The organism is Citrobacter youngae (assembly GCF_003818115.1).
Taxonomy (GTDB): domain Bacteria; phylum Pseudomonadota; class Gammaproteobacteria; order Enterobacterales; family Enterobacteriaceae; genus Citrobacter; species Citrobacter youngae.
In genome coordinates this window covers 204,936-231,106 of record NZ_RPOI01000003.1, presented here as the reverse complement: position 1 = coordinate 231,106, position 26,171 = coordinate 204,936, and the positions used below count along the sequence as shown (strand labels likewise).

Annotated in this window: 29 protein-coding genes; 24 read left to right on the top strand and 5 right to left on the bottom strand. The window is 52.4% G+C overall.

What is annotated here, in order from left to right; translation table 11 throughout:
• The first annotated feature begins 3 nt into the window (after positions 1 to 3).
• From mutL to EHN13_RS01990, 12 genes are all read left to right on the top strand, one after another.
• A complete protein-coding gene (mutL, locus tag EHN13_RS02050; RefSeq protein WP_124020796.1) occupies positions 4 to 1,872 on the top strand; it encodes a DNA mismatch repair endonuclease MutL in 1,869 nt (622 codons plus the stop codon).
• On the top strand, positions 1,865 to 2,815 hold the full coding sequence (miaA, locus tag EHN13_RS02045) for a tRNA (adenosine(37)-N6)-dimethylallyltransferase MiaA (RefSeq protein WP_124020795.1): 951 nt from the start codon (positions 1,865 to 1,867) through the stop codon (positions 2,813 to 2,815). The genes mutL and miaA overlap by 8 nt, the downstream gene beginning before the upstream one ends.
• A gap of 210 nt (positions 2,816 to 3,025) precedes the next feature.
• Positions 3,026 to 3,334 carry an RNA chaperone Hfq gene (gene hfq / locus EHN13_RS02040; RefSeq protein ID WP_003025584.1) on the top strand — a complete coding sequence of 103 codons (309 nt, stop codon included), beginning with the start codon at positions 3,026 to 3,028 and terminating at the stop codon, positions 3,332 to 3,334.
• A gap of 74 nt (positions 3,335 to 3,408) precedes the next feature.
• Positions 3,409 to 4,689 (top strand): ribosome rescue GTPase HflX, encoded by a 1,281-nt coding sequence (gene hflX / locus EHN13_RS02035; protein ID WP_003025589.1) that lies wholly within the window; start codon positions 3,409 to 3,411, stop codon positions 4,687 to 4,689.
• Positions 4,690 to 4,878: 189 nt separating this feature from the next.
• Positions 4,879 to 6,132: an FtsH protease activity modulator HflK gene (gene hflK / locus EHN13_RS02030; RefSeq protein WP_048212892.1), complete on the top strand. Its 1,254-nt coding sequence runs from the start codon at positions 4,879 to 4,881 to the stop codon at positions 6,130 to 6,132.
• 2 nt (positions 6,133 to 6,134) lie between these two features.
• Positions 6,135 to 7,139: a protease modulator HflC gene (hflC, locus tag EHN13_RS02025; protein WP_005122169.1), complete on the top strand. Its 1,005-nt coding sequence runs from the start codon at positions 6,135 to 6,137 to the stop codon at positions 7,137 to 7,139.
• A gap of 82 nt (positions 7,140 to 7,221) precedes the next feature.
• A complete protein-coding gene (locus EHN13_RS02020) occupies positions 7,222 to 7,419 on the top strand; it encodes a DUF2065 domain-containing protein (protein ID WP_005122170.1) in 198 nt (65 codons plus the stop codon).
• 102 nt (positions 7,420 to 7,521) lie between these two features.
• Entirely contained in the window at positions 7,522 to 8,820 is a 1,299-nt protein-coding gene (purA, locus tag EHN13_RS02015; RefSeq protein WP_005134423.1) for an adenylosuccinate synthase, read from the top strand.
• Positions 8,821 to 9,036: 216 nt separating this feature from the next.
• Entirely contained in the window at positions 9,037 to 9,462 is a 426-nt protein-coding gene (gene nsrR / locus EHN13_RS02005) for a nitric oxide-sensing transcriptional repressor NsrR (protein ID WP_005134424.1), read from the top strand.
• Between the two features lie 156 nt (positions 9,463 to 9,618).
• Entirely contained in the window at positions 9,619 to 12,081 is a 2,463-nt protein-coding gene (gene rnr, locus EHN13_RS02000) for a ribonuclease R (protein WP_124020794.1), read from the top strand.
• Positions 12,082 to 12,151: 70 nt separating this feature from the next.
• Entirely contained in the window at positions 12,152 to 12,883 is a 732-nt protein-coding gene (gene rlmB / locus EHN13_RS01995; RefSeq protein ID WP_003830482.1) for a 23S rRNA (guanosine(2251)-2'-O)-methyltransferase RlmB, read from the top strand.
• A 119-nt stretch (positions 12,884 to 13,002) separates the two neighbouring features.
• A complete protein-coding gene (locus tag EHN13_RS01990; RefSeq protein ID WP_115601103.1) occupies positions 13,003 to 14,625 on the top strand; it encodes an isovaleryl-CoA dehydrogenase in 1,623 nt (540 codons plus the stop codon).
• A gap of 85 nt (positions 14,626 to 14,710) precedes the next feature.
• Here EHN13_RS01990 and yjfN read toward each other — a convergent pair whose 3' ends face one another.
• On the bottom strand, positions 14,711 to 14,986 hold the full coding sequence (gene yjfN, locus EHN13_RS01985) for a DUF1471 family protease activator YjfN (RefSeq protein ID WP_082193776.1): 276 nt from the start codon (positions 14,984 to 14,986) through the stop codon (positions 14,711 to 14,713).
• 147 nt (positions 14,987 to 15,133) lie between these two features.
• Positions 15,134 to 15,463: a biofilm peroxide resistance protein BsmA gene (gene bsmA / locus EHN13_RS01980; protein ID WP_040232967.1), complete on the bottom strand. Its 330-nt coding sequence runs from the start codon at positions 15,461 to 15,463 to the stop codon at positions 15,134 to 15,136.
• A gap of 181 nt (positions 15,464 to 15,644) precedes the next feature.
• On the opposite strand from bsmA, the gene yjfP reads away from it, so the two are divergent.
• On the top strand, positions 15,645 to 16,394 hold the full coding sequence (gene yjfP, locus EHN13_RS01975) for an esterase (RefSeq protein ID WP_061067102.1): 750 nt from the start codon (positions 15,645 to 15,647) through the stop codon (positions 16,392 to 16,394).
• Here the strand turns inward: yjfP and ulaR are convergent.
• Both ulaR and ulaG read right to left on the bottom strand, forming a co-directional pair.
• Positions 16,391 to 17,146, bottom strand: a complete 756-nt coding sequence (gene ulaR, locus EHN13_RS01970; protein ID WP_061067103.1) for an HTH-type transcriptional regulator UlaR — start codon at positions 17,144 to 17,146, stop codon at positions 16,391 to 16,393. The genes yjfP and ulaR overlap by 4 nt on opposite strands.
• A gap of 106 nt (positions 17,147 to 17,252) precedes the next feature.
• Positions 17,253 to 18,317: an L-ascorbate 6-phosphate lactonase gene (gene ulaG / locus EHN13_RS01965; protein WP_124020793.1), complete on the bottom strand. Its 1,065-nt coding sequence runs from the start codon at positions 18,315 to 18,317 to the stop codon at positions 17,253 to 17,255.
• 363 nt (positions 18,318 to 18,680) lie between these two features.
• Here ulaG and ulaA point away from each other — a divergent pair, with 363 nt between their 5' ends.
• Genes ulaA through EHN13_RS01935 form a run of 6 tightly spaced genes read left to right on the top strand, consistent with a single transcriptional unit; the run spans position 18,681 to position 23,089 of the window.
• A complete protein-coding gene (gene ulaA / locus EHN13_RS01960; RefSeq protein ID WP_124020808.1) occupies positions 18,681 to 20,078 on the top strand; it encodes a PTS ascorbate transporter subunit IIC in 1,398 nt (465 codons plus the stop codon).
• 15 nt (positions 20,079 to 20,093) lie between these two features.
• Complete coding sequence (ulaB, locus tag EHN13_RS01955) at positions 20,094 to 20,399, top strand: PTS ascorbate transporter subunit IIB (RefSeq protein WP_003025655.1); 306 nt, start codon at positions 20,094 to 20,096, stop codon at positions 20,397 to 20,399.
• A gap of 9 nt (positions 20,400 to 20,408) precedes the next feature.
• Positions 20,409 to 20,876, top strand: coding sequence for a PTS ascorbate transporter subunit IIA (gene ulaC, locus EHN13_RS01950; protein WP_048212878.1), 468 nt, complete (start codon positions 20,409 to 20,411; stop codon positions 20,874 to 20,876).
• A 12-nt stretch (positions 20,877 to 20,888) separates the two neighbouring features.
• Positions 20,889 to 21,539, top strand: coding sequence for a 3-keto-L-gulonate-6-phosphate decarboxylase UlaD (gene ulaD / locus EHN13_RS01945; protein ID WP_061067104.1), 651 nt, complete (start codon positions 20,889 to 20,891; stop codon positions 21,537 to 21,539).
• A 9-nt stretch (positions 21,540 to 21,548) separates the two neighbouring features.
• A complete protein-coding gene (locus tag EHN13_RS01940) occupies positions 21,549 to 22,403 on the top strand; it encodes an L-ribulose-5-phosphate 3-epimerase (RefSeq protein WP_115601097.1) in 855 nt (284 codons plus the stop codon).
• Positions 22,403 to 23,089 (top strand): L-ribulose-5-phosphate 4-epimerase, encoded by a 687-nt coding sequence (locus tag EHN13_RS01935; protein ID WP_124020792.1) that lies wholly within the window; start codon positions 22,403 to 22,405, stop codon positions 23,087 to 23,089. The genes EHN13_RS01940 and EHN13_RS01935 overlap by 1 nt, the downstream gene beginning before the upstream one ends.
• A 134-nt stretch (positions 23,090 to 23,223) precedes the next feature.
• Here EHN13_RS01935 and yjfY read toward each other — a convergent pair whose 3' ends face one another.
• Positions 23,224 to 23,499 carry a DUF1471 family protein YjfY gene (gene yjfY, locus EHN13_RS01930; RefSeq protein WP_003025668.1) on the bottom strand — a complete coding sequence of 92 codons (276 nt, stop codon included), beginning with the start codon at positions 23,497 to 23,499 and terminating at the stop codon, positions 23,224 to 23,226.
• Positions 23,500 to 23,797: 298 nt separating this feature from the next.
• On the opposite strand from yjfY, the gene EHN13_RS01925 reads away from it, so the two are divergent.
• The 5 genes from EHN13_RS01925 to rplI all read left to right on the top strand — a co-directional run bounded on the left by EHN13_RS01925 (position 23,798) and on the right by rplI (position 26,160).
• Complete coding sequence (locus tag EHN13_RS01925; RefSeq protein ID WP_124020791.1) at positions 23,798 to 24,562, top strand: TSUP family transporter; 765 nt, start codon at positions 23,798 to 23,800, stop codon at positions 24,560 to 24,562.
• A 158-nt stretch (positions 24,563 to 24,720) separates the two neighbouring features.
• Positions 24,721 to 25,116: a 30S ribosomal protein S6 gene (gene rpsF / locus EHN13_RS01920; protein WP_003025672.1), complete on the top strand. Its 396-nt coding sequence runs from the start codon at positions 24,721 to 24,723 to the stop codon at positions 25,114 to 25,116.
• A gap of 6 nt (positions 25,117 to 25,122) precedes the next feature.
• A complete protein-coding gene (priB, locus tag EHN13_RS01915) occupies positions 25,123 to 25,437 on the top strand; it encodes a primosomal replication protein N (protein ID WP_003025674.1) in 315 nt (104 codons plus the stop codon).
• Between the two features lie 4 nt (positions 25,438 to 25,441).
• On the top strand, positions 25,442 to 25,669 hold the full coding sequence (gene rpsR / locus EHN13_RS01910) for a 30S ribosomal protein S18 (RefSeq protein ID WP_000135199.1): 228 nt from the start codon (positions 25,442 to 25,444) through the stop codon (positions 25,667 to 25,669).
• Positions 25,670 to 25,710: 41 nt separating this feature from the next.
• On the top strand, positions 25,711 to 26,160 hold the full coding sequence (gene rplI, locus EHN13_RS01905; protein WP_005134442.1) for a 50S ribosomal protein L9: 450 nt from the start codon (positions 25,711 to 25,713) through the stop codon (positions 26,158 to 26,160).
• Positions 26,161 to 26,171 lie beyond the last annotated feature (11 nt).

Genomic DNA, 26,171 nt, shown 5'->3' with positions numbered 1-26,171 from the left:
GCCATGCCGATTCAGGTTCTACCGCCACAGCTGGCGAACCAGATTGCCGCAGGCGAGGTGGTAGAACGGCCTGCGTCAGTGGTGAAAGAGCTGGTGGAAAACAGCATTGATGCTGGTGCGACGCGCATTGATATTGATATTGAGCGCGGTGGTGCGAAGCTTATCCGTATTCGTGACAACGGCTGCGGGATTAAAAAAGACGAGCTGGCGTTGGCGCTGGCGCGTCATGCCACCAGTAAAATTGCTTCGCTTGACGATCTCGAGGCCATCGTGAGCCTCGGATTTCGCGGCGAAGCGCTGGCCAGTATCAGCTCAGTCTCTCGTTTAACCCTGACGTCGCGCACGCAAGAGCAGCCTGAAGCCTGGCAAGCCTATGCTGAAGGGCGCGACATGGATGTGACGGTTAAACCTGCCGCGCATCCGGTGGGTACTACGCTGGAAGTGCTGGATCTGTTTTACAACACGCCAGCCCGACGCAAATTTATGCGCACCGAGAAAACTGAATTTAATCATATCGACGAGATTATTCGCCGCATTGCGTTGGCGCGTTTCGATGTGACAATTAATTTGTCACACAACGGCAAAATGGTGCGCCAGTATCGTGCCGTAGCGGCGGATGGACAAAAAGAGCGCCGGCTGGGCGCGATTTGCGGCACGCCGTTTCTGGAGCATGCGCTGGCGATTGAATGGCAGCATGGCGATTTAACCCTGCGCGGCTGGGTGGCCGATCCGAACCACACAACGGCTGCGCTGGCGGAAATCCAGTACTGCTATGTGAATGGCCGGATGATGCGCGACCGGCTGATCAACCATGCTATTCGTCAGGCCTGTGAAGATAAGCTGGGAGCCGATCAACAACCCGCTTTTGTGCTGTATCTGGAAATCGACCCGCATCAGGTGGATGTTAACGTACATCCTGCCAAACATGAGGTCCGTTTTCATCAATCCCGCCTGGTGCACGATTTTATTTACCAGGGCGTGTTGAGCGTCCTGCAACAGCAGCTTGAAACATCGCTGCCGTTGGCTGACGACAATGAGCCTGCCCCAAGGCACATCCCGGAAAACCGTGTCGCCGCCGGACGTAACCATTTTGCCGAACCGACTCCCGCGCGCGAACCAGCGACACCGCGTTACTCTGCTTCCACTGGCGCTGGAAGCGGCAGTAGTGGCGCAGGCCGTCAGGCAGCGAGCTGGCCGCATGCCCAGCCTGGATATCAAAAGCAGCAGGGCGAAATTTATCAGCGCCTGCTGCAGACACCGGCTCCAATGCACAAACCACCGGTCACTGAAACGCCGGCAGCACCTCTTACCGGTAACAGTCAAGGGTTTGGAAGGGTGCTGACTATCGTAGGGACCGACTGTGCATTACTGGAAAGCGATAGCCAGATTCGGCTGCTGGCGTTACCTGTTGCGGAACGGTGGTTGCGGCAGGCGCAGCTTACGCCCGGCCAGGCCCCTGTTTGCGCTCAGCCATTGTTGATCCCGTTACGTCTAAAAGTCACCGCTGATGAAAAAGCAGCGTTGCAAAAAGGGCAGAGCCAACTGGCCGATTTGGGGATTGAATTTCAGCTGGATGCGCAGCATGTGACCATCCGGGCGGTGCCTTTACCCTTACGCCAACAAAATTTACAAATCTTGATTCCTGAACTGATAGGCTACCTGGCGCAGCAAACCGTATTCGAAGCGGGCAACATTGCGCAGTGGATTGCACGTAACCTGATGAGCGAGCATCCGCAGTGGAGTATGGCCCAGGCGATTACTCTGTTGGCGGATGTTGAGCGGCTATGCCCACAACTCGTGAAGGTACCGCCGGGTGGTCTGTTACAACCTGTTGATTTACATTCGGTAATGAACGCCCTGAAACATGAGTGATACCTGTAAGGCGAGCCTGCCAAAGGCGATTTTTTTGATGGGGCCAACGGCCTCCGGTAAAACAGCATTAGCAATTGAATTGCGTAAAGTTTTGCCCGTAGAGTTGATAAGCGTTGATTCCGCCCTTATTTACAAGGGGATGGATATCGGCACCGCGAAGCCTGATGCTAATGAATTGAAGGCCGCACCACACCGATTGCTGGATATTCGTGATCCGGCGCAAGCGTATTCTGCTGCGGATTTTCGTCGCGATGCGCTAGCCGAGATGGCCGATATCACCGCAGCGGGGCGTATCCCGCTGTTAGTGGGTGGCACTATGTTATATTTCAAAGCCTTGCTTGAAGGGCTGTCGCCGTTACCGTCGGCGGACCCGGAGGTCAGGGCCAGAATCGAGCAGCAGGCGGCAGAGCTTGGATGGGACGCGTTACACCGACAGCTTCAGGAGATTGACCCGGTAGCTGCAGCGCGGATTCATCCAAATGATCCGCAAAGACTTTCCCGGGCACTGGAAGTTTTTTTCATTTCGGGTAAAACTTTAACGGAGCTGACGCAAACGTCAGGAGATGCTTTGCCGTATGAGGTGCACCAGTTTGCGATCGCTCCGGCGAGCCGTGAATTGCTCCATCAGCGAATTGAGCAGCGTTTTCATCAGATGTTAGCTTCAGGTTTTGAAGCAGAAGTCCGGGCGCTTTTTGCCCGAGGAGATTTGCATACGGATTTGCCTTCCATTCGTTGTGTCGGGTATCGCCAGATGTGGTCATACATTGAAGGCGAAATTTCATACGATGAAATGGTTTATAGAGGTGTTTGCGCCACGAGGCAGTTAGCGAAGCGGCAGATAACCTGGTTGCGTGGTTGGGAAGGGGTGCACTGGCTTGACAGTGAAAAGCCTGACCAGGCGCGAAACGAAGTATTACAGGTTGTTGGTGCTATCGCGAACTGAATGTGTACAATTGAAACGTATCGTGCGCAATTTTTCAGAACCATAAGGTTCAATACGCAAAGTCATTCAAGTTGCATCAAGGCAGCAAGAGAGTGAATCCCCAGGAGCTTGCTCAAGTAAGTGACAGGGGGGAACGAACGTCGCTAACGTAGAGGCAACCTGAAGGATGAAGCGTATTAAGTACAAATAAGCATATAAGGAAAAGAGAGAATGGCTAAGGGGCAATCTTTACAAGATCCGTTCCTGAACGCACTGCGTCGGGAACGTGTTCCAGTTTCTATTTATTTGGTGAATGGTATTAAGCTGCAAGGTCAAATCGAGTCTTTTGATCAGTTCGTGATCCTGTTGAAAAACACGGTCAGCCAGATGGTTTATAAGCACGCGATTTCTACTGTTGTCCCGTCTCGCCCGGTTTCTCATCACAGCAATAATGCCACCGGCGGCACTGGCAGCAACTACCATCACGGTAGCAACGCGCAAGGTTCATCTGCGCAACAGGACAGCGAAGAAACCGAATAAGGTTGTTAGCTGTTTTACACACGGGGAGCCAGCGATCCTGCGTTCCCCGTTGATATATATTAAGGGGTTGACGCTTGTTTGACCGTTATGATGCCGGTGAGCAGGCGGTACTGGTACACATCTATTTTTCGCAAGACAAAGATATGGAAGACCTCCAGGAGTTTGAATCTCTGGTTTCTTCCGCCGGTGTCGAAGCAATGCAGGTGATTACCGGGAGCCGTAAAGCACCGCACCCGAAGTATTTTGTTGGTGAAGGTAAGGCAATCGAAATTGCCGAAGCCGTAAAAGCGACTGGCGCTGCGGTGGTGATTTTTGATCATGCGCTGAGCCCCGCCCAGGAACGTAACCTGGAACAGTTGTGCCAGTGTCTTGTTATCGACAGGACCGGTCTTATTTTAGATATTTTTGCCCAGCGTGCGCGCACCCATGAGGGTAAGTTGCAGGTTGAGCTGGCGCAGTTGCGCCATATGGCTACGCGTCTGGTCCGTGGCTGGACCCACCTTGAAAGGCAAAAGGGCGGGATTGGTTTGCGCGGTCCGGGTGAAACCCAGCTCGAAACCGACCGTCGTTTGCTGCGTAATCGCATTTTGCAAATACAGTCGCGCCTGGAAAAAGTTGAAAAGCAACGTGAGCAGGGGCGGCAGTCGCGCAAGAAAGCGGATGTCCCAACCGTATCACTGGTGGGATATACCAACGCCGGAAAATCCACCCTGTTCAACCAGATAACCGAAGCCCGGGTTTATGCAGCGGACCAGCTGTTTGCGACCCTGGACCCGACGCTGCGCCGAATAGACGTAGCGGACGTCGGTGAAACCGTGCTGGCGGATACCGTAGGGTTTATCCGCCATTTGCCGCACGACCTGGTGGCGGCATTTAAAGCCACCTTGCAGGAAACTCGTCAGGCGACATTGCTGCTGCACGTTATTGATGCAGCAGATTTTCGTGTGCAGGAAAACATCGAGGCCGTCGACACGGTGCTCGAAGAGATCGATGCGCATGAGATCCCGACTCTGTTGGTGATGAATAAAATCGATATGCTGGATGATTTTGAACCGCGTATCGACAGAGATGAAGAGAATAAACCGATTCGCGTTTGGGTTTCAGCGCAAACGGGAATAGGTATACCACAGCTTTTTCAGGCTTTGACAGAGCGACTTTCCGGTGAGGTTGCGCAACATACGTTGCGTTTGCCGCCGCAGGAAGGGCGACTGAGAAGCCGGTTTTACCAACTTCAGGCAATAGAGAAAGAGTGGATGGAGGAGGACGGCAGCGTAGGTCTGCAGGTTCGTATGCCGATCGTAGACTGGCGTCGCCTCTGTAAACAAGAACCGGCACTGGAAGACTATGTTGTCTGACCTGACGGATATGGCCTGAAGATTTTTTCGCCTCTATTCCTCGTGGATTTTATGCGGCAGAAAGGCGGCAAGTCCTGAAATCTCCAGGTGCATAGTCAACTATGTGACTGGGGTTGAAAGATGTAGCCAACGCATCTGCAGCGCAAAAAACGCAGGTATAGCATCGCATAACAAATATGGAGCACAAACATGGCGTGGAATCAGCCCGGTAATAACGGACAAGACCGCGACCCCTGGGGAAGCAGCAAACCTGGCGGCAACCCAGAGGGAAATGGAAACAAAGGTGGTCGCGATCAGGGACCTCCCGATCTGGATGATATCTTCCGCAAACTGAGTAAAAAACTCGGTGGTTTGGGTGGCGGTAAAGGCACGGGTTCTGGTGGTGGTAGTTCATCACAAGGCCCGCGTCCGCAACTGGGCGGCCGAGTCTTTACTATTGCAGCGGCAGCTATCGTCATTATCTGGGCGGCCAGCGGTTTCTACACCATTAAAGAAGCGGAACGTGGCGTGGTGACACGCTTCGGTAAATTCAGCCATCTGGTTGAGCCGGGTCTGAACTGGAAACCGACCTTTATCGACGAAGTGACCCCGGTCAACGTGGAAGCTGTGCGTGAACTCGCCGCATCCGGCGTGATGCTGACATCAGACGAAAACGTCGTGCGCGTTGAAATGAACGTGCAGTACCGTGTGACCGATCCGCAGCGTTACCTGTTTAGCGTAACCAGCGCGGATGACAGTCTGCGTCAGGCAACCGACAGCGCCCTGCGTGGGGTCATCGGTAAATACACCATGGATCGTATCCTGACTGAAGGGCGTACCGTTATTCGTAGCGATACCCAGCGTGAACTGGAAGAAACCATTCGTCCATACAACATGGGTATCACCCTGCTGGACGTCAACTTCCAGGCTGCACGTCCACCGGAAGAGGTAAAAGCGGCGTTTGATGATGCTATCGCAGCGCGTGAAAACGAGCAGCAGTACATCCGTGAAGCAGAAGCGTATACCAACGAAGTTCAGCCACGTGCAAACGGTCAGGCGCAGCGTATTCTGGAAGAAGCGCGTGCGTATAAGACCCAGACCATCCTGGAAGCACAGGGTGAAGTGGCTCGTTTCGCAAAAATTCTGCCGGAATATAAAGCCGCACCGCAGATTACTCGCGAGCGTCTGTATATCGAAACCATGGAAAAAGTGCTGAGCCATACCCGTAAAGTACTGGTTAACGATAAGGGCAGCAATCTGATGGTTCTGCCGTTGGATCAGATGCTGAAAGGTGGTAATGCGCCAGCAGCGAAGAGCGACAGCAGTTCAAATCTGCTGCGTCTGCCACCAGTAACGTCTTCCAGCACTGGGGCAAGCAACACCTCGTCCACCAGTCAGGGCGATATTATGGACCAACGCCGCGCGAACGCGCAGCGTAACGACTACCAGCGTCAGGGGGAATAACGATGCGTAAGTCAGTTATTGCGATTATCATCATCGTTCTGGTAGTTCTGTTCATGTCTGTCTTTGTGGTCAAAGAAGGCGAGCGCGGTATTACACTGCGCTTTGGTAAAGTTCTGCGTGACGATGACAACAAGCCGCTGGTCGTTGCACCAGGCCTGCACTTCAAGATTCCGTTTATTGAATCCGTGAAGATGCTGGATGCGCGTATTCAGACCATGGACAACCAGGCCGATCGCTTTGTCACCAAAGAGAAGAAAGACCTGATCGTTGACTCCTACATTAAGTGGCGTATCAGTGACTTTAGCCGCTACTACCTGGCAACGGGCGGTGGCGATGTTTCTCAGGCAGAAGTGCTGTTGAAACGTAAGTTCTCTGACCGTCTGCGTTCTGAAATTGGTCGTCTGGACGTGAAAGACATCGTTACCGATTCCCGCGGTCGTCTGACCCTGGAAGTTCGTGACGCGCTGAACTCCGGCTCTGCTGGCACGGAAGATGAAGTGGCGACTCCGGCAGCAGATAGCGCGATTGCCGAAGCGGCTGAACGTGTTCAGGCTGAAACGAACGGTAAAGTTCCGGTCATCAACCCGAACAGTATGGCGGCATTGGGCATCGAAGTGGTTGACGTGCGTATCAAGCAAATCAACCTGCCAGCTGAAGTGTCCGAGGCTATTTACAACCGTATGCGCGCTGAGCGTGAAGCGGTAGCGCGTCGCCATCGTTCACAAGGTCAGGAAGAAGCGGAAAAACTGCGTGCAACAGCGGACTATGAAGTCACTAAAACGCTGGCAGAATCTGAGCGCCAGGGCCGCATCATGCGCGGTGAAGGTGATGCAGAAGCCGCTAAATTGTTTGCCGATGCGTTCAGCCAGGATCCTGACTTCTATGCCTTCATCCGTAGCCTGCGCGCTTACGAGAAGAGTTTCGAAGGAAACCAGGATGTGATGGTCATGAGCCCGGACAGCGATTTCTTCCGTTACATGAAGACGCCGAATAGCGCAACACGCTAAAATAGCTCCAGCGGTTTTAGACCAGCAAAACCACCGGCATCCCCAGGGATACGGTGGTTTTCTTTTTATATAAGGACGACGGATGAATTCAACAATTTTGCTGGCGCTCGCGCTGGTTTTGGTGCTGGAAGGCCTGGGCCCTATGCTGTATCCCCGCGCCTGGAAGAAAATGATCTCGGCGATGGCACAACTTCCTGAAAATATTTTACGTCGTTTTGGTGGAGGTCTTGTGGTTGCGGGCGTAGTGGTCTACTACATGTTGAGGAAAACGATTGGCTGAACAATAAGTAGACTAATTTGCAGGATTTTGGATGCAAAAAGTGCTGTATATCTGAAAAAGCGGTGGTAGAATCCATTTTTAAGCAAACGGTGATTTTGAAAAATGGGTAACAACGTCGTCGTACTGGGCACCCAATGGGGTGACGAAGGTAAAGGGAAGATCGTCGATCTTCTGACTGAACGGGCTAAATATGTTGTGCGCTACCAGGGCGGTCACAACGCAGGCCATACTCTCGTAATCAACGGTGAAAAAACCGTCCTCCATCTTATTCCATCAGGTATTCTTCGCGAGAATGTAACCAGCATCATCGGTAACGGTGTTGTACTGTCTCCGTCCGCGCTGATGAAAGAGATGAAAGGGCTGGAAGATCGTGGTATCCCGGTTCGTGAGCGCCTGCTGCTGTCTGAAGCGTGTCCGCTGATCCTTGATTATCATGTTGCGTTGGATAACGCTCGTGAGAAAGCGCGCGGTGAGAAAGCGATCGGCACCACCGGTCGTGGTATCGGCCCGGCTTATGAAGATAAAGTGGCTCGTCGCGGTCTGCGCGTTGGCGATCTGTTTGATAAAGCAACTTTCGCTGAAAAACTGAAAGAAGTGATGGAATATCACAACTTCCAGCTGGTGAATTTCTATAAAGTTGAAGCAGTTGACTACCAGAAAGTGCTGGATGACGTGATGGCAATTGCCGACATCCTGACATCTATGGTTGTTGATGTTTCCGATCTGCTGGACCAGGCGCGTAAGCGTGGCGATTTCGTCATGTTCGAAGGTGCGCAGGGTACGCTGCTGGATATTGACCACGGTACCTATCCGTACGTAACGTCTTCCAACACCACCGCAGGTGGCGTGGCAACCGGCTCCGGCCTGGGTCCGCGTTATGTGGACTACGTTCTGGGTATCATCAAAGCTTACTCTACACGTGTCGGTGCGGGTCCGTTCCCGACTGAGCTGTTTGATGACGTTGGCGAGTTCCTGTGCAAACAAGGTAACGAGTATGGCGCGACCACCGGTCGTCGTCGTCGCACCGGTTGGCTGGACTCCGTTGCTGTGCGTCGCGCAGTACAGATTAACTCCCTGTCTGGCTTCTGCCTGACCAAACTGGACGTACTGGACGGTTTGAAAGAGGTGAAAATCTGTGTCGCTTACCGTATGCCGGATGGTCGTGAAGTCACGACGACTCCGCTGGCAGCTGACGACTGGAAAGGTATTGAGCCGATTTACGAAACCATGCCGGGCTGGTCTGAATCTACCTTCGGCGTGAAGGAACGTAGCGGTCTGCCGCAGGCAGCACTGAACTACATCAAGCGTATTGAAGAACTGACCGGTGTGCCGATTGATATTATCTCAACTGGCCCAGACCGTACTGAAACCATGATCCTGCGCGACCCGTTCGACGCATAATTCTGGTTATAGCGTGGCGTCGAATGGCGCTGCGCTTGCACTATCTTAGGCCGGATGGAGTGCTTTGCAGCAGCATTCGGCTTAAAATCACGTAAGTTCCTCGCTTTTTTCCTTCCTGAACTGAAATAAATTAGCGACCTGGCTGGTGGCTGGTTTATCATCAATATAATTAATACCACCAGGTTTATCCGTTTTATCCCTTTTCCTGAGGTTGATGTGCAGTTAACAAGTTTCACCGATTACGGATTACGTGCGCTAATCTACATGGCGTCACTTCCCGAAGGACGTATGACCAGTATTTCTGAGGTGACAGAAGTCTACGGCGTGTCCCGTAATCATATGGTCAAAATAATCAATCAACTTAGCCGGGCGGGCTTTGTTACTGCTATTCGTGGAAAAAATGGCGGTATCCGCCTGGGCAAACCGGCTAAAGCTATTGGTATTGGTGATGTGGTTCGCGAGCTGGAACCGCTATCGTTGGTCAATTGTAGCAGCGAGTTTTGCCACATTACCCCAGCCTGTCGACTCAAACAGGCGCTTTCTAAGGCAGTGCAAAGTTTTCTCACGGAACTGGACAACTACACACTTGCTGATTTGGTTGAAGAAAATCAACCGCTTTATAAATTATTGCTGGTGGAGTAATGAAGTCCAAAGTATTTCGCGTCGCATCGCGGCGGCAACTGAGCGACTCCCGGGAGCTTACAAAAGTAAGTGACTGAGGGGGAGCAAAGGCAGCCAACAAAGAGGCGTCGTGAAAGACGAAGGAATTCCATCAGAGCTGACAATGGAGGAACCTCGATGTCACAAGATCCTTTCCAGGAACGCGAAGCAGAAAAATACGCGAATCCTATCCCGAGCCGGGAATTTATCCTCGAACATTTAACTAAACGTGAAAAACCGGCCAACCGCGATGAGCTGGCCGCTGAACTCAACATTGAAGGTGAAGAGCAGCAAGAAGCGCTGCGTCGCCGCCTGCGCGCCATGGAGCGTGACGGGCAACTGGTCTTCACCCGCCGTCAGTGCTATGCGCTGCCAGAACGTCTTGACCTGCTGAAAGGCACCGTTATTGGCCACCGTGATGGCTACGGCTTTCTGCGCGTTGAAGGCCGCAAAGATGACCTGTACCTGTCCAGCGAGCAGATGAAAACCTGCATTCATGGCGATCAGGTACTGGCACAGCCGCTGGGCGCGGACCGTAAAGGTCGTCGCGAAGCGCGTATTGTGCGCGTCCTGGTGCCAAAAACCAGCCAGATTGTTGGTCGCTACTTCACCGACGCTGGCGTTGGGTTTGTTGTCCCTGACGACAGCCGCCTGAGCTTCGATATCCTGATCCCGCCGGAAGAGGTGATGGGGGCTCGTATGGGCTTTGTGGTGGTGGTTGAACTCACACAGCGCCCGACTCGCCGTACCAAAGCGGTGGGTAAAATTGTTGAAGTGCTGGGCGATAATATGGGCACCAGCATGGCCGTTGATATGGCTCTGCGTACTCATGAAATTCCCTATATCTGGCCGCAGGCAGTAGAGAAACAGGTCGCCGGCCTGAAAGAAGAAGTACCGGAAGAAGCGAAAGTCGGGCGTGTTGATTTGCGCGATTTGCCGCTGGTTACTATCGATGGTGAAGATGCGCGTGATTTCGATGATGCCGTCTATTGCGAGAAGAAACGTGGCGGCGGCTGGCGTTTATGGGTGGCGATTGCTGACGTAAGCTATTACGTTCGCCCGCCGACTCCGCTGGACCAGGAAGCCCGCAGCCGTGGCACATCCGTTTACTTCCCGTCGCAGGTTGTTCCGATGCTGCCGGAAGTGCTGTCTAACGGATTGTGTTCGCTCAACCCGCAGGTGGACAGGTTGTGTATGGTCTGCGAAATGACCATTTCGTCGAAAGGCCGTTTAACCGGCTTTAAATTCTACGAAGCGGTCATGAGTTCCCATGCTCGTCTGACTTACACCAAGGTCTGGCACATGCTGCAGGGCGACCAGGAACTGCGTGAGCAGTACGCGCCGTTGGTTAAACACATTGAAGAGCTGCACAACCTCTACAAAGTGCTGGATAAAGCCCGTGAAGAGCGCGGCGGTATCTCGTTTGAAAGTGAAGAGGCGAAGTTTATCTTCAATGCTGAACGCCGTATTGAGCGTATTGAGCAGACGCAGCGTAATGACGCGCACAAGCTGATTGAAGAGTGCATGATCATGGCGAACATCTCAGCGGCGCGATTCGTTGAGAAAGCCAAAGAGCCAGCTCTGTTCCGTATTCACGATAAGCCGACAACCGAAGCGATTAACTCGTTCCGTTCCGTCCTGGCAGAGCTGGGACTGGAGCTGCCAGGTGGCAACAAACCTGAGCCGCGCGATTACGCTGAACTGCTGGAGTCGATTGCTGACCGTCCTGACGCAGAAATGCTGCAAACCATGCTGCTGCGTTCGATGAAGCAGGCGATTTACGATCCGGAAAACCGTGGTCACTTCGGCCTGGCGCTGCAATCTTATGCACACTTTACTTCACCGATCCGTCGTTACCCGGATCTCTCCTTGCACCGGGCGATTAAGTATCTGCTGGCGCAGGAGCAGGGCCATAAAGGCAACACCACGGAAACGGGTGGCTACCATTATTCGATGGAAGAGATGCTGCAACTGGGTCAGCATTGTTCGATGGCCGAGCGCCGTGCTGACGAAGCCACACGCGATGTCTCTGACTGGCTGAAGTGCGACTTCATGCTGGATCAGGTGGGTAATGTCTTCAAAGGCGTGATTGCCAACGTCACCGGATTTGGTTTCTTTGTCCGTCTTGATGAGCTGTTTATCGACGGTCTGGTGCATGTTTCTTCTCTGGATAACGACTACTATCGTTTCGACCAGGTTGGGCAGCGCCTGACGGGGGAATCCAGCGGTCAAATGTATCGCCTGGGCGATCGCGTTGAAGTTCGCGTGGAAGCGGTCAATATGGACGAGCGTAAAATCGACTTCAGTTTGATCTCCAGCGAACGTGCGCCGCGCAATGAAGGTAAAACCGCGCGCGAAAAAGCGAAAAAAGGCGATGCGGGTAAAAACACCGGTAAACGCCGTCAGATGGGCAAAAAGGTGAATTTCGAGCCGGACAGCGCTTTCCGCGGCGAGAAGAAAGGCAGAGCCAAACCTCAGGCGGATAAGAAAGCGGCTGAGAAGAAAGGCGATAAAAAAGCGAAAAAGCCATCGGCAAAAACGCTTAAAATCGCTGCCGCCACCAAAGCTAAACGTGCGGCGAAAAAGAACGTCGCACAATAACCGCCACAAACAGTAAGTCGGGCAGCCTCGCGTTGCCCGCGTTACGCATAAACTATTAACGAGTATATTCATGAGTGAAATGATTTACGGCATCCATGCGGTGCAGGCTCTGCTGGAACGTGCGCCGGAGCGCTTCCAGGACGTCTTTATTCTCAAAGGTCGTGAAGATAAACGCCTGCTGCCGCTGATCCACGCACTGGAAGCACAGGGTGTTGTCATTCAACTGGCTAACCGTCAGTTTCTGGATGAGAAAAGCGAGGGTGCGGTACATCAGGGAATTATTGCTCGCGTGAAGCCGGGTCGTCAGTATCAGGAGAACGATCTGCCGGATCTGATTGCCACGCTCGATCAGCCGTTCTTTTTGATCCTCGATGGCGTCACTGATCCACATAACCTGGGCGCATGTTTGCGTAGCGCCGATGCTGCCGGCGTGCATGCGGTTATCGTGCCGAAGGATCGTTCTGCGCAGCTGAATGCGACGGCGAAAAAAGTCGCCTGTGGCGCGGCAGAAAGCGTACCGCTGATCCGCGTGACCAACCTGGCGCGCACCATGCGTATGTTGCAGGAAGAGAACATCTGGATCGTTGGTACCGCAGGCGAAGCTGACCATACGTTGTATCAGAGCAAAATGACCGGACGTCTGGCGCTGGTAATGGGTGCAGAGGGCGAAGGTATGCGCCGTCTGACCCGTGAACACTGTGATGAACTGATCAGCATCCCAATGGCCGGGAGCGTTTCATCGCTTAACGTCTCTGTTGCGACGGGAATTTGCCTGTTTGAAGCTGTTCGTCAGCGCGGGTAATTGATTCCTCCTTCTCTTAAGCCATCCTTCGGGATGGCTTTTTTGTGACCTTAATCCCAGGCACTCTCTTCTCGGACTGGCCATACTTAAGGCGACGGCCATTGACGGAGGGAGACACAATGCACTGGCAAACGCATACCGTTTTTAACCAACCTGTACCGCTCAATAACAGCAACTTATACCTGTCAGATGGCGCACTGTGCGAAGCGGTCAATCGCGAAGGCGCAGCTTGGGACAGCGATCTCCTCGCCAGTATTGGTCAGCAGTTAGGGACTGCGGAATCGCTCGAATTGGGTCGGTTAGCTAACGCTTATCCACCCGAACTGTTGCGCTACGACCCGCAGGGGCAGCGGCTGGATGATGTGCGGTTTCATCCCGCATGGCATTTGCTGATGCAGGGATTGTGCGCCAACCGCGTACATAACCTGGCCTGGGAAGAGGAGGCCAGGCAGGGCTCGTTTGTTGCCCGGGCTGCACGTTTTATGCTGCATGCGCAGGTGGAAGCGGGCACCTTGTGTCCGGTGACCATGACGTTTGCCGCCACGCCGCTGTTGCTCCAAATGTTACCTGCACAATTTCACGACTGGTTGACGCCGCTGCTAAGCGACCGTTATGACTCGCATTTACTGCCCGGAGGGCAAAAGCGTGGGTTGCTGATCGGTATGGGGATGACGGAGAAGCAGGGGGGGTCAGATGTGCTGAGCAATACCACTCAGGCAGAACGTCTTGTCGACGGCTCGTATCGGCTGGTGGGACATAAGTGGTTTTTCTCCGTGCCGCAAAGCGATGCCCATTTGGTGCTGGCCCAGGCAAAGGGCGGTTTATCCTGTTTTTTTGTACCGCGATTTTTACCCGATGGGAGCCGGAATGCGATTTGCCTTGAACGACTGAAAGATAAGTTAGGCAACCGCTCCAACGCCAGCTGCGAGGTTGAATTCCACGATGCGATCGGCTGGCTATTGGGTGAAGAAGGGGAAGGTATCCGCCATATCCTGAAAATGGGCGGGATGACGCGTTTTGACTGCGCGCTCGGCAGCCACGGCATGATGCGACGTGCTTTTTCCGTGGCGATTTACCATGCGCATCAGCGGCAGGTATTTGGTAAACCTTTGATCGAACAACCGATGATGCGTCAGGTACTAAGCCGAATGGCGTTGCAACTGGAAGGGCAGACCGCGCTACTGTTTCGGCTGGCGCGAGCCTGGGATCGTCGTACCGATACGAAAGAAGCGCTGTGGGCCAGATTATTCACACCCGCAGCGAAATTTGCCATCTGCAAAAATGGCATGCCGTTCGTTGCCGAGGCGATGGAAGTACTGGGCGGGATTGGCTACTGCGAGGAGAGCGAGCTACCGCGCCTGTACCGTGAGATGCCGGTAAACAGTATCTGGGAAGGCTCCGGCAACATTATGTGCCTTGATGTATTGCGGGTACTTACAAAACAACCCGGCATCTACGATATGCTCAGCGAAGCCTTTGCGGAGGTAAAGGGACAAGATCGGCATTACGATCGAATGGTGCGCAAGCTGCAGCAGCATTTACGTAAACCCAGCGAGGAGTTGGGACGGGAGATTACGCAGCAATTGTTCCTGCTCGGCTGCGGGGCGCAGATGTTGCGTTATGCCTCTCCGCCAGTCGCGCAAGCCTGGTGTCAGATGATGCTGGATACGCGTGGTGTAACACAGTTTTCTGCACAGGTGCAGGGTGATTTGCTGCTGCGGGCGACGGGAGGAATACGGTAATACTATGCCAGATGGCGATGCTGTCGCGTCGTATCCTGTCTACGTTCAATACAGGCAGGATACGTTTACGCCATCCGGCAATCTGTTATGCATAAAGTATGGCCTGTACGCGCCAGTTATCTGGCTGCTGTTCTTCGTACATCTGAATGATCCGATACCATGAGGCACCTTGTTCATCCGCTTTTAACGCGATTACACGTTCTACATCCTGCGGATTCCCTGCAATGTTACTGACAGAGATCAGGCCAATTTCGTTCAGGCCCGTAACGCAGTCAGCACTGGCGAACTCGGCAGACTGCGCCGTTGTACCTACCAGTCCGGCAGAAAACAGCAGTGAGGATAAGGCAAGTGATTGTTTCATCGTCAGCTCCATTATTCGTACCCCTACACATGGCAGGGCATTCCATCGCGATAATAAACCTCAAGCTCCCTGCTGTTGGTTTATTGTGCACAGGTAAACGCATAGGGGCGCAAAGCAATGTAAAGCTGACTAAATTTCAAGCCAATGTTATTTACGATACAAAATAGCTTGTGAATACCATTGGCCTGTCACGATAGTCTCATCAACTAATAAGACAACGTAATAATCAGCTTTAGCCGCGACGGCTTTGGCACGGATCTCTGCCAGCGCATCATCTGGAGAGCCTCTTACCAGCGCATTGACTGTCCCTATTCGCTGCAACCCGTTGCTTTGGTCGCGGCGGATCTCTTGCGGGTGGTCGGCTACGGGCGGTGCAGGTTGTGGTGTACCCTGTAACACGCTACAGGCGCTTAAAAACGTCACCAGCAACAAAGAGGCAAACCGACGCATAACTCTATCTCGTTTCCTGATAGCCATAGTGTAGTGCCTTATTAAATTCCCTTTAGGGGAATGTTCCCGAATTGTTATCTCTCACGCGATTTTCGAATGAAAATGTTGCGAAAGCGTAACCCAGTTCTCAACATTATGAATCATTGCCGAACACATTCGCTTGCGTTAAGTATTGCTGCATGGCATACCAGAAAGAAAGAGGCGACAAATGATCGAAATTGAAACACGACAGTTGGCGGGTATCCCTGTCCTGCACGCCGTTCCGGCTGGCAAACGCGAATGTTCACTCCCTTGTATTATCTTCTATCACGGGTTTACCTCTTCAAGCCTGGTCTACAGCTATTTTGCCGTTGCTCTGGCTCAGGCTGGATTCCGGGTCGTGATGCCAGATGCGGCCGATCATGGTGCCCGCTTCACTAGTGATGCACAGGGGAGAATGTACCGCTTCTGGCAGATTTTGCAGCAAAATATGCAGGAGTTTACGACGTTACGTGCGGCGCTGGTGGCGGAAAATTGGCTATCAGATGAACGACTTGCCGTTGCGGGGGCGTCGATGGGAGGAATGACGGCGTTGGGCATTATGGCCCGCCACCCCGAGGTTAAATGTGTAGCCAGCCTGATGGGGTCGGGCTATTTTACCCGGCTTGCGCAGACGCTTTTTCCCCCTTTACATGTCCAGACGCCAGAGCAGCAGGCGGAGTTCGATGCCGTTATTGCACCGCTCGCCGAATGGGACGTTACGCATCAACTGCAACGCCTGGCCGACAGACCGTTGCTGCTGTGGCATGGACAGGAGGACGATGTGGTTCCGGCTGTGGAAACTTTTCGTTTGCAGCAGGCGTTAATTCAGGCAGGTCTGGATAACCATCTGACCTGCCTGTGGGAAGCGGGTGTCCGACACCGCATTACGCCAGAAGCGCTGGCTGCGACGGTAGCATTTTTCCGCCAGCACCTCTAAACCCGCAAAATGTTCACGCCCTGAGCTTCAAGTTGTTGCAGAATCTCAGGGTTCGCGTTTTTACCGGTAATCAGCGTATCGATTTGATCGGCGCGACTGAACAGCATTCCCGCGCGTTCACCGACCTTACTGCTATCGACCAGTACCACCAGTTTGCCCACCACGTTAAGCATCTTCTGCTCGGCCATCGCGGTCAGCATATCGGTTTTATACAGTCCGTCCGCAGTCAATCCTTTACCGCTGGTAAACATCCAGTGTCCGGCATACAGGCTATTTTCACTGCCTTGTGGGCTAAGCGTGATGGATTGGCTTTTGTTGTATTGCCCGCCCATGATGATCACGCTGTCATGCTCCTGGTCGATCAGATAGTTTGCCAGCGGCAGATAGTTGGTGATGATCTGCACCGGCTTGCCGCACATTTCACGACCCAGCAGGAAAGCGGTCGATCCGCAGTTGATCACCACGCTTTCTCCCGCATTCACAAGCTGGGACGCCGCCTTGGCAATACGGACTTTTTCATCGTGGTTCTGCGCCTGGTGTAAATTCATTGGCGTCCAGCGTGGACGCTGCTGGGTAATGGCTTCTGCGCCGTTGCGGACTTTCTTGAGTTTGCCGCTTTCGTCGAGTTTGTTGATGTCCCTACGCGCCGTTGCGGGTGAAATCCCCAGACGCTCAATTACGTTCTCAACGGTAACAAAGCCCAACTGCGCCAGCATATCCAGCAATATTTGATGTCTTTGTGCTTCAGTCATGAGCTATTCCGATACAAATTGATTTGAAAAGATGATATTTGAAATAGCCTGGAAATACTAAAGTAAAAGGGAAAAAATGCCGGGATAGCCCGGCATTTTGTGTGGATCACAGGAAGGATTTAAACGGTAAATCCGGCTCAATCGTGAAACAGTCATCAAAGCCGCGCGGATAGTGATATTCAAAGTTATCTTTGTCCAGCGGCCAGGTGAATTTGCCGCCTACCTGCCAGATGAATGGCTTAAAGCTATACTTAAGGCGATCTTTTTTCATCTCCCACAGGACGCGGATCTCCTGTGGATCGGCCTGAAAGTTTGACCAGATGTCATGATGGAAAGGGATCACTACTTTTGTATTCAGCGCTTCCGCCATACGCAGCATGTCGGCGCTGGTCATTTTGTCCGTAATCCCACGCGGATTCTCGCCGTAGGAGCCGAGCGCGACGTCGATCTGATATTCGTTGCCATGTTTTGCATAGTAGTTGGAGTAGTGCGAATCACCGCTGTGGTACAGCGTACCGCCCGGCGTTTTGAACAGGTAGTTAACTGCACGTGCATCCATGCCGTCAGGCAGGACGCCTGCTGCTTTTTGATCTGCAGGCAAGGTGATTAATGCAGTACGATCAAACGCGTCGAGCGCATGAATCTCAATATCGTTTACTTTAACTACGTCGCCCGGTTTCACCACGATGCAGCGTTCTTTTGGCACACCCCAACCGATCCACAGATCCACGCAGGTTTGTGGGCCGATAAACGGCACGTCGTCGGCGCAGTTCTGCATGACGGCTGCCGCAACATTCACGTCGATGTGATCGTTATGATCGTGCGTCGCCAGTACCGCATCGATCTGTCGAATGGCAAACGGATCAAGAACAAACGGCGTGGTGCGCAGGTTAGGCTGCAGTTTTTTTACCCCAGCCATACGTTGCATTTGGTGGCCGGTTTTCATCAGCGGGTTGCCGTGACTCTGTTTACCCGTGCCGCACCAGAAATCGACGCAGATGTTAGTCCCGCCTTCCGACTTCAGCCAAATTCCGGTACAGCCAAGCCACCACATAGCGAAAGTGCCTGGTGCGACCTGTTCCTGTTCGATCTCTTCATTCAGCCAGCTTCCCCACTCCGGGAATGTACTCAGGATCCATGATTCACGCGTGATGCTTTTTACTTTAGTCATCGCATTTACCTTCATTTTTGTTCAAATTAAATCAATATGTGATTTGTTTTGATTAATCCTGGCATTATTTTTTCATATTGGCAATGGGGGATTTTTGAGCTTTGTGCGGATAACAGAAAAGGTAATGTAATGATTTTAGGTGATTTTACGCTATTCCGCTTGCTGTAATTCATTGATTTAATTGATATTGAATGTCTTTCATAGCATTGAATAATTACCCATTTTTCAAATGTGGTAATTATTTGCGTACTTCATCACATTTAATCAAATTTAATCTTGTTGTGATTACTTTTGAAAATTACAGTGAGTGCACAACATCCTGGCGTGTGGAAAGCCCGGCAACTTCGTCTACTGGAGATCGTTATGGAGATCCTCTACAACATCTTTACCGTCTTTTTTAATCAGGTTATGACCAACGCCCCGCTGTTGCTGGGTATTGTGACCTGTCTTGGCTATATCCTGTTGCGTAAAAGTGTCAGCGTTATCATTAAAGGCACGATCAAAACGATTATCGGTTTTATGCTGCTGCAGGCGGGATCTGGCATTCTCACCAGCACGTTCAAACCGGTAGTGGCGAAGATGTCCGAGGTTTACGGTATCAATGGCGCGATCTCCGATACCTATGCCTCCATGATGGCAACCATCGAACGTATGGGGGATGCCTATAGCTGGGTAGGGTACGCGGTACTGTTGGCGCTGGCGCTAAACATTTGTTACGTACTGCTACGGCGGATTACCGGTATTCGCACCATCATGCTGACCGGGCACATCATGTTCCAGCAGGCGGGCCTGATTGCCGTCTCTCTCTACATCTTTGGTTATTCCATGTGGACGACCATCATCTGCACCGCGGTGCTGGTGTCGCTCTACTGGGGTATTACCTCCAATATGATGTACAAACCGACCCAGGAAGTGACCGACGGTTGCGGTTTTTCCATCGGTCACCAGCAGCAGTTCGCCTCGTGGATTGCCTACAAAGTCGCGCCTTACCTGGGTAAGAAAGAGGAGAGCGTGGAAGATCTCAAGCTGCCAGGCTGGTTGAATATCTTCCATGACAACATCGTTTCTACCGCGATAGTGATGACCATTTTCTTCGGCGCGATCCTGCTCTCTTTTGGCATTGATGTGGTTCAGGCGATGGCGGGTAAAACCCACTGGACAGTCTATATCCTGCAGACTGGTTTTTCGTTCGCCGTCGCTATTTTCATCATCACCCAGGGAGTACGTATGTTCGTTGCTGAACTTTCAGAAGCGTTCAACGGTATCTCTCAACGTTTGATTCCCGGCGCGGTGCTGGCCATCGACTGCGCGGCGATTTATAGCTTTGCTCCTAACGCGGTGGTCTGGGGCTTTATGTGGGGCACTATCGGCCAACTGATTGCGGTGGGCATCCTTGTGGGCTGCGGCTCCTCCATCCTGATTATCCCAGGCTTTATCCCGATGTTCTTCTCGAACGCCACTATCGGCGTATTTGCTAACCACTTTGGCGGCTGGCGCGCGGCGCTCAAGATTTGCCTGGTGATGGGGATGATCGAAATCTTTGGCTGCGTCTGGGCGGTGAAGCTTACCGGTATGAGTGCCTGGATGGGCATGGCGGACTGGTCAATTCTGGCGCCGCCGATGATGCAGGGTTTCGCCTCCATCGGCATCGTGTTTATGGCCGTCATTATTCTGATTGCACTGGCTTATATGTTTTTCGCAGGGCGTACGTTGCGCGCTGAGGAAGACGCAGAAAAACAACTGGCAGAACACTCTGCTTAAAAAGGAGTTCCGATTATGACCGTACGTATTCTGGCTGTATGTGGCAATGGGCAGGGCAGTTCCATGATCATGAAAATGAAGGTGGATCAGTTTTTAACCCAGTCAAATATCGACCATACGGTAAACAGCTGTGCCGTGGGGGAATACAAAAGTGAACTGAGCGGCGCAGATATCATCATCGCCTCTACTCATATTGCCGGCGAGATTACCGTATCTGGCAATAAATATGTTGTCGGCGTGCGCAACATGCTGTCTCCCGCCGATTTTGGACCAAAACTGCTGGAAGTGATCAAAGCGCATTTCCCACAGGATGTGAAGTAAGGACGCACCATGAAATTACGTGATTCGCTGGCAAACAATAATTCCATCCTTTTACAGGCCGAGGCCAGCACCTGGCAGGAAGCGGTAAAGCTTGGCGTGGATCTGCTGGTTAAGGCTGATGTGGTTGAACCACGCTACTACCAGGCCATCCTCGACGGAGTAGAACAGTTTGGCCCGTACTTTGTGATTGCGCCGGGCCTTGCTATGCCGCATGGACGTCCGGAGGAAGGGGTTAAGAAAACCGGTTTTGCGCTGGTGACGCTGAAAACGCCGCTGGTGTTTAACCACGAAGATAACGACCCGGTCGATATTCTGATCACGATGGCGGCAGTTGACGCCAACACGCATCAGGAAGTGGGCATTATGCAGATCGTGAATCTGTTTGACGACGAAGCCAATTTCGACCGTTTACGCGCCTGCCGCACCGCGCAGGAAGTGCTGGATTTAATTGATAACGCCACTGCGGCGGCTGTTTAAAAGGATACCAAAATGTCATTACCTATGTTGCAGGTAGCGCTGGATAACCAATCAATGTCTTCCGCGTATGAAACGACGCGTCTGATTGCCGAAGAGGTCGATATCATTGAGGTGGGTACGATTCTTTGCGTGGCAGAGGGCGTTCGTGCCGTTCGCGATCTGAAGGCGCTTTACCCGCATAAAATAGTGCTGGCGGACGCTAAAATTGCCGACGCGGGCAAAATCCTCTCCCGCATGTGTTTCGAAGCCAACGCTGACTGGATTACTGTCATCTGCTGTGCCGATATCAACACCACCAAGGGTGCGCTGGAGGTGGCGAAAGAATTTAACGGTGACGTACAGATTGAACTGACCGGCTACTGGACCTGGGAGCAGGCGCAGGAGTGGCGTGACGCGGGTATTGGGCAAGTTGTCTATCACCGCAGTCGTGATGCGCAGGCGGCAGGCGTGGCGTGGGGAGAGGCGGATATCAGTGCGATCAAGCGACTGGCCGATATGGGCTTTAAAGTTACCGTTACTGGTGGTCTGGCGCTGGAGGATCTGCCGCTGTTCAAAGGGATCCCGATTCACGTCTTTATCGCTGGTCGCAGCATTCGCGACGCGGCTTCTCCGGTTGAGGCCGCTCGTCAGTTTAAACGTTCCATCGCCCAGCTGTGGGGATAAGGAGCGGCTATGTTGTCGAAACAGGTCCCGCTCGGTATTTATGAAAAAGCACTCCCCGGCGGGGAGTGCTGGCTCGAACGCTTGCAACTGGCGAAGGAACTGGGCTTTGACTTTGTCGAAATGTCGGTTGATGAAACCGATGCCCGTCTGGCGCGTCTTGACTGGAATCGCGAGCAGCGACTGGCGCTGGTGGCGGCTATCGCCGAGACAGGGATACGAGTACCGTCCATATGCCTGAGCGCTCATCGTCGTTTCCCGCTTGGCAGCGAAGATGATCGGGTGCGCGAACAGGGGCTGGAAATTATGCGTAAAGCCATTCAGTTTGCGCAGGATATTGGTATTCGCGTTATTCAACTGGCGGGTTACGACGTCTATTACCAGCAGGCCAATAACGAAACGCGTCGTCGGTTTCGCGATGGGCTAAAAGAGAGCGTGGAGATGGCGAGCCGTGCGCAGGTGACGCTGGCGATGGAAATCATGGATTATCCGCTGATGAATTCGATCAGCAAGGCGTTGGGTTACGCCCACTATCTCAACAATCCGTGGTTCCAGCTGTATCCCGATATTGGCAATTTGTCGGCGTGGGATAACGACGTGCAGATGGAACTGCAGGCTGGGGTAGGCCATATCGTCGCGGTACACGTGAAGGATACCAAACCTGGCGTATTCAAAAATGTGCCGTTTGGTGAAGGAGTCGTTGATTTCGAACGTTGTTTTGCGACGCTCAAACAGAGTGGATACTGCGGGCCATACCTGATTGAGATGTGGAGTGAAACGTCGGATGACCCGGTTCGTGAAGTTGCGAAGGCGCGCGATTGGGTGAAAACGCGTATGGCCAACGCAGGTCTGGTGGAGGCGGTGTAATGCAAAAACTTAAACAGCAGGTTTTTGAGGCTAACATGGATCTGCCGCGCTACGGGCTGGTGACATTTACCTGGGGCAACGTCAGCGCCATTGACCGCGAGCGCGGGCGGGTGGTGATCAAGCCCAGCGGCGTCGCCTACGAGCACATGACCGTTGATGATATGGTCGTGGTCGATATGTCAGGGAAGGTGATAGAAGGCGGCTTTCGTCCTTCTTCCGATACCGCCACCCATCTGGCGCTCTACCAGCGTTATCCGTCGCTGGGCGGAGTCGTGCATACGCACTCTACTCATGCCACGGCCTGGGCGCAGGCGGGGCTGGCGATCCCGGCACTGGGTACCACTCACGCGGACTACTTCTTTGGCGATATCCCTTGTACCCGAGCATTAACTGAAGCTGAAGTGCAGGGCGAGTATGAGCTGAATACCGGCAAGGTGATCATTGAAACGCTGAGCAACGTAGAACCACTGCATACGCCGGGTATTGTGGTGTATCAGCACGGTCCCTTTGCCTGGGGTAAAGATGCTCACGACGCAGTACATAACGCTGTTGTGATGGAAGAGGTGGCAAAAATGGCATGGATTGCGCGTGGCATTAACCCGGCTCTCAGCGCTATTGACGGTTATCTGATGAATAAGCACTTCATGCGTAAGCACGGCCCAAACGCCTATTACGGGCAGAAGTAAGAAAAAACGTTCCGAAGCCAACTCTTCATGGGGATAAGATCGGTCTGGCTTCGGGATTTTTTTGCAAAAAAAAAGCCCCCAGTGAAGGGGGCAAGTCAAACTGTGGCAATGTTCTCGTTGGTTATTTCTGGGTGCTAGCGATAAATATCTGCACTGGCGTGCATATTTCCGTTACTACCGGGTTCCCTGGTGAGGATCACGTGATAGTAGGTTGCGCCTTGCGCATCGGTTTCTTCATTCAGGGCCTGAGTGGCTTCACTTTCAGTGGCGAAGTTATGATTTATGTAAATAACGCCTAAGCTCTGCACATCATCCATATTCCTGGCCTGATGATTGTCAATTTTGATGGCTGCCGTTGCATTTGCACTGAGCAAAAGTACAGCCAGAAGGGTCAAAACACGGGCTCGCATAGGTACCTCCTCGACTGCGGTCTCTGGTTAGCTCTCTCCTGTGAGTGGATAACTTCTGATTTAATTTTAACCGCTGCCGGCGCAGTCGATAGCGACCATTTCTGATGCAGTTGTTCAAAAAATTACCGCAAAGCCATCTTTTCTTTAATTAACAATCAGCTGATGCCTTCCGCTGCGGTTAAAAATACCTGCCTTACGCGCATAAGCTCTTACCAAATAGTCAATTTAATCGGGTGAGTACGCCGTTTATAGTGAGCCAGATAATTAATATAACTTTATGATAATAAGGCAAAAACTTATGGATACTTCATTCATGGATTTCAGCTACTTTGTGATTATGTTTATGGTCGCGCTGGTGGCAGGCTTTATTAACGTGGTGTCAGGTGGCGGCGGGTTTCTTTCTATTGGCGCATTACTGATTTCCGGTTTACCCCCGGCTAACGCGCTGGCAACCAATAAGATTCAGGCGTTGGGCAGTTCGCTGACCTCCGGAATTTACTTTTTACGCCGGGGACATATTAATGTGCAGGAACACAAATATGTCTTTTTATCTGCCTTTATCGGTTCTGCGCTGGGCACGACCCTTATCCAGTTTATTGAGCCGGACGTGTTGAAGAAACTGCTGCCGATCCTGATAATCGCGGTCGCCATCTACTTTATTTCTGCGCCTAATCTTAGCGAACCGAAAAGAAAGCAGCAGGTATCCCTGTTTATCTTCTCGTTGATCTGCGGGGGAGGTATTGGGTTTTATGATGGTTTTCTCGGTGCCGGGGCCGGCTCATTTTATACGCTCTGCTACATCCTGCTGTGGGGATACAGCATCGATAAGGCGCAAATTCACTCGAATTTTATCAACCTGGCGTCGAACATTGCCTCGATTCTGTTCTTCATTTTCGGGGGTAAAATGATCTGGTCGCTGGGGCTGGTGATGTTTGCCGGGCAATCCCTTGGCGCACGTCTTGGCGCGACAGTCGTACTGACGCGCGGGAAGAAAGTTATCCGGCCGATGATTGTCATTGTCTCCATTTGCATCAGCGTCAAAATGCTGCTGGATATGTATTAATGGCGACACGATAAATAATCGTACAAGCACCTTGAGTTTAGCGGCTGACCCCAGTATTATGACGCGTCATTTTTCAGCCGACCTTTAACACGTTCCTTGCCTCCATGGGCCTCGGCTGACCCAGACAGGAGGCTGAATAATCCGTAAGGAGCAATTCGATGCGTCATTACGAAATCGTTTTTATGGTCCATCCTGACCAGAGCGAACAGGTTCCGGGTATGATCGAACGCTACACTGCTGCCATCACTGGTGCAGAAGGCACGATCCACCGTCTGGAAGACTGGGGCCGCCGTCAGCTGGCTTACCCGATCAACAAACTGCACAAAGCTCACTACGTTCTGATGAACGTTGAAGCGCCGCAGGAAGTGATCGATGAGCTGGAAACTACCTTCCGCTTCAACGATGCCGTTATCCGCAGCATGGTTATGCGTACTAAACACGCTGTTACCGAAGCATCTCCGATGGTTAAAGCGAAAGACGAGCGTCGTGAACGTCGCGATGATTTCGCTAACGAAACCGCAGATGATGCTGAAGCTGGGGATTCTGAAGAGTAATTTCTGATGACCAACCGTCTGGCGCTGTCCGGCACCGTGTGCAGGGCTCCCCTTCGAAAGGTCAGTCCATCAGGAATTCCTCATTGCCAGTTCGTGCTTGAGCATCGTTCTGTGCAGGAGGAAGCCGGGTTTCACCGGCAGGCGTGGTGCCAAATGCCCGTTATTATTAGCGGACACGAAAACCAGGCCATTACTCACAGTATAACGGTCGGTAGCGCAGTGACCGTTCAGGGGTTCATCTCTTGCCACAAGGCAAAGAACGGCCTGAGCAAAATGGTTCTGCATGCCGAGCAGATTGAATTGATAGATTCTGGAGACTAGCCATATGGCACGTTATTTCCGTCGTCGCAAGTTCTGCCGTTTCACCGCGGAAGGCGTTCAAGAGATCGACTATAAAGATATCGCTACGCTGAAAAACTACATCACCGAAAGCGGTAAGATTGTCCCAAGCCGTATCACCGGTACCCGTGCAAAATACCAGCGTCAGCTGGCTCGCGCTATCAAACGCGCTCGCTACCTGTCCCTGCTGCCGTACACTGATCGTCATCAGTAATCGGTCACGGTCCATTAATACGACTTTGAGAGGATAAGGTAATGCAAGTTATTCTGCTTGATAAAGTAGCAAACCTGGGTAGCCTGGGTGATCAGGTTAACGTTAAAGCGGGCTATGCTCGTAACTTCCTGGTACCACAGGGTAAAGCTGTTCCTGCTACCAAGAAAAACGTTGAATTTTTCGAAGCGCGTCGCGCTGAACTGGAAGCCAAACTGGCTGACGTTCTGGCCGCTGCTGAAGCTCGTGCTGAGAAAATCAACGCACTGGAAACCGTAACCATCGCGTCTAAAGCTGGCGACGAAGGTAAACTGTTCGGTTCCATCGGTACGCGCGACATCGCTGACGCTGTAACTGCAGCTGGCGTTGAAGTTGCTAAGAGCGAAGTTCGTCTGCCGAACGGCGTTCTGCGTACCACTGGTGAGCACGAAGTGAGCTTCCAGGTTCACAGCGAAGTGTTTGCTAAGCTGACTGTAAACGTAGTTGCAGAATAAGTTTTTATTCT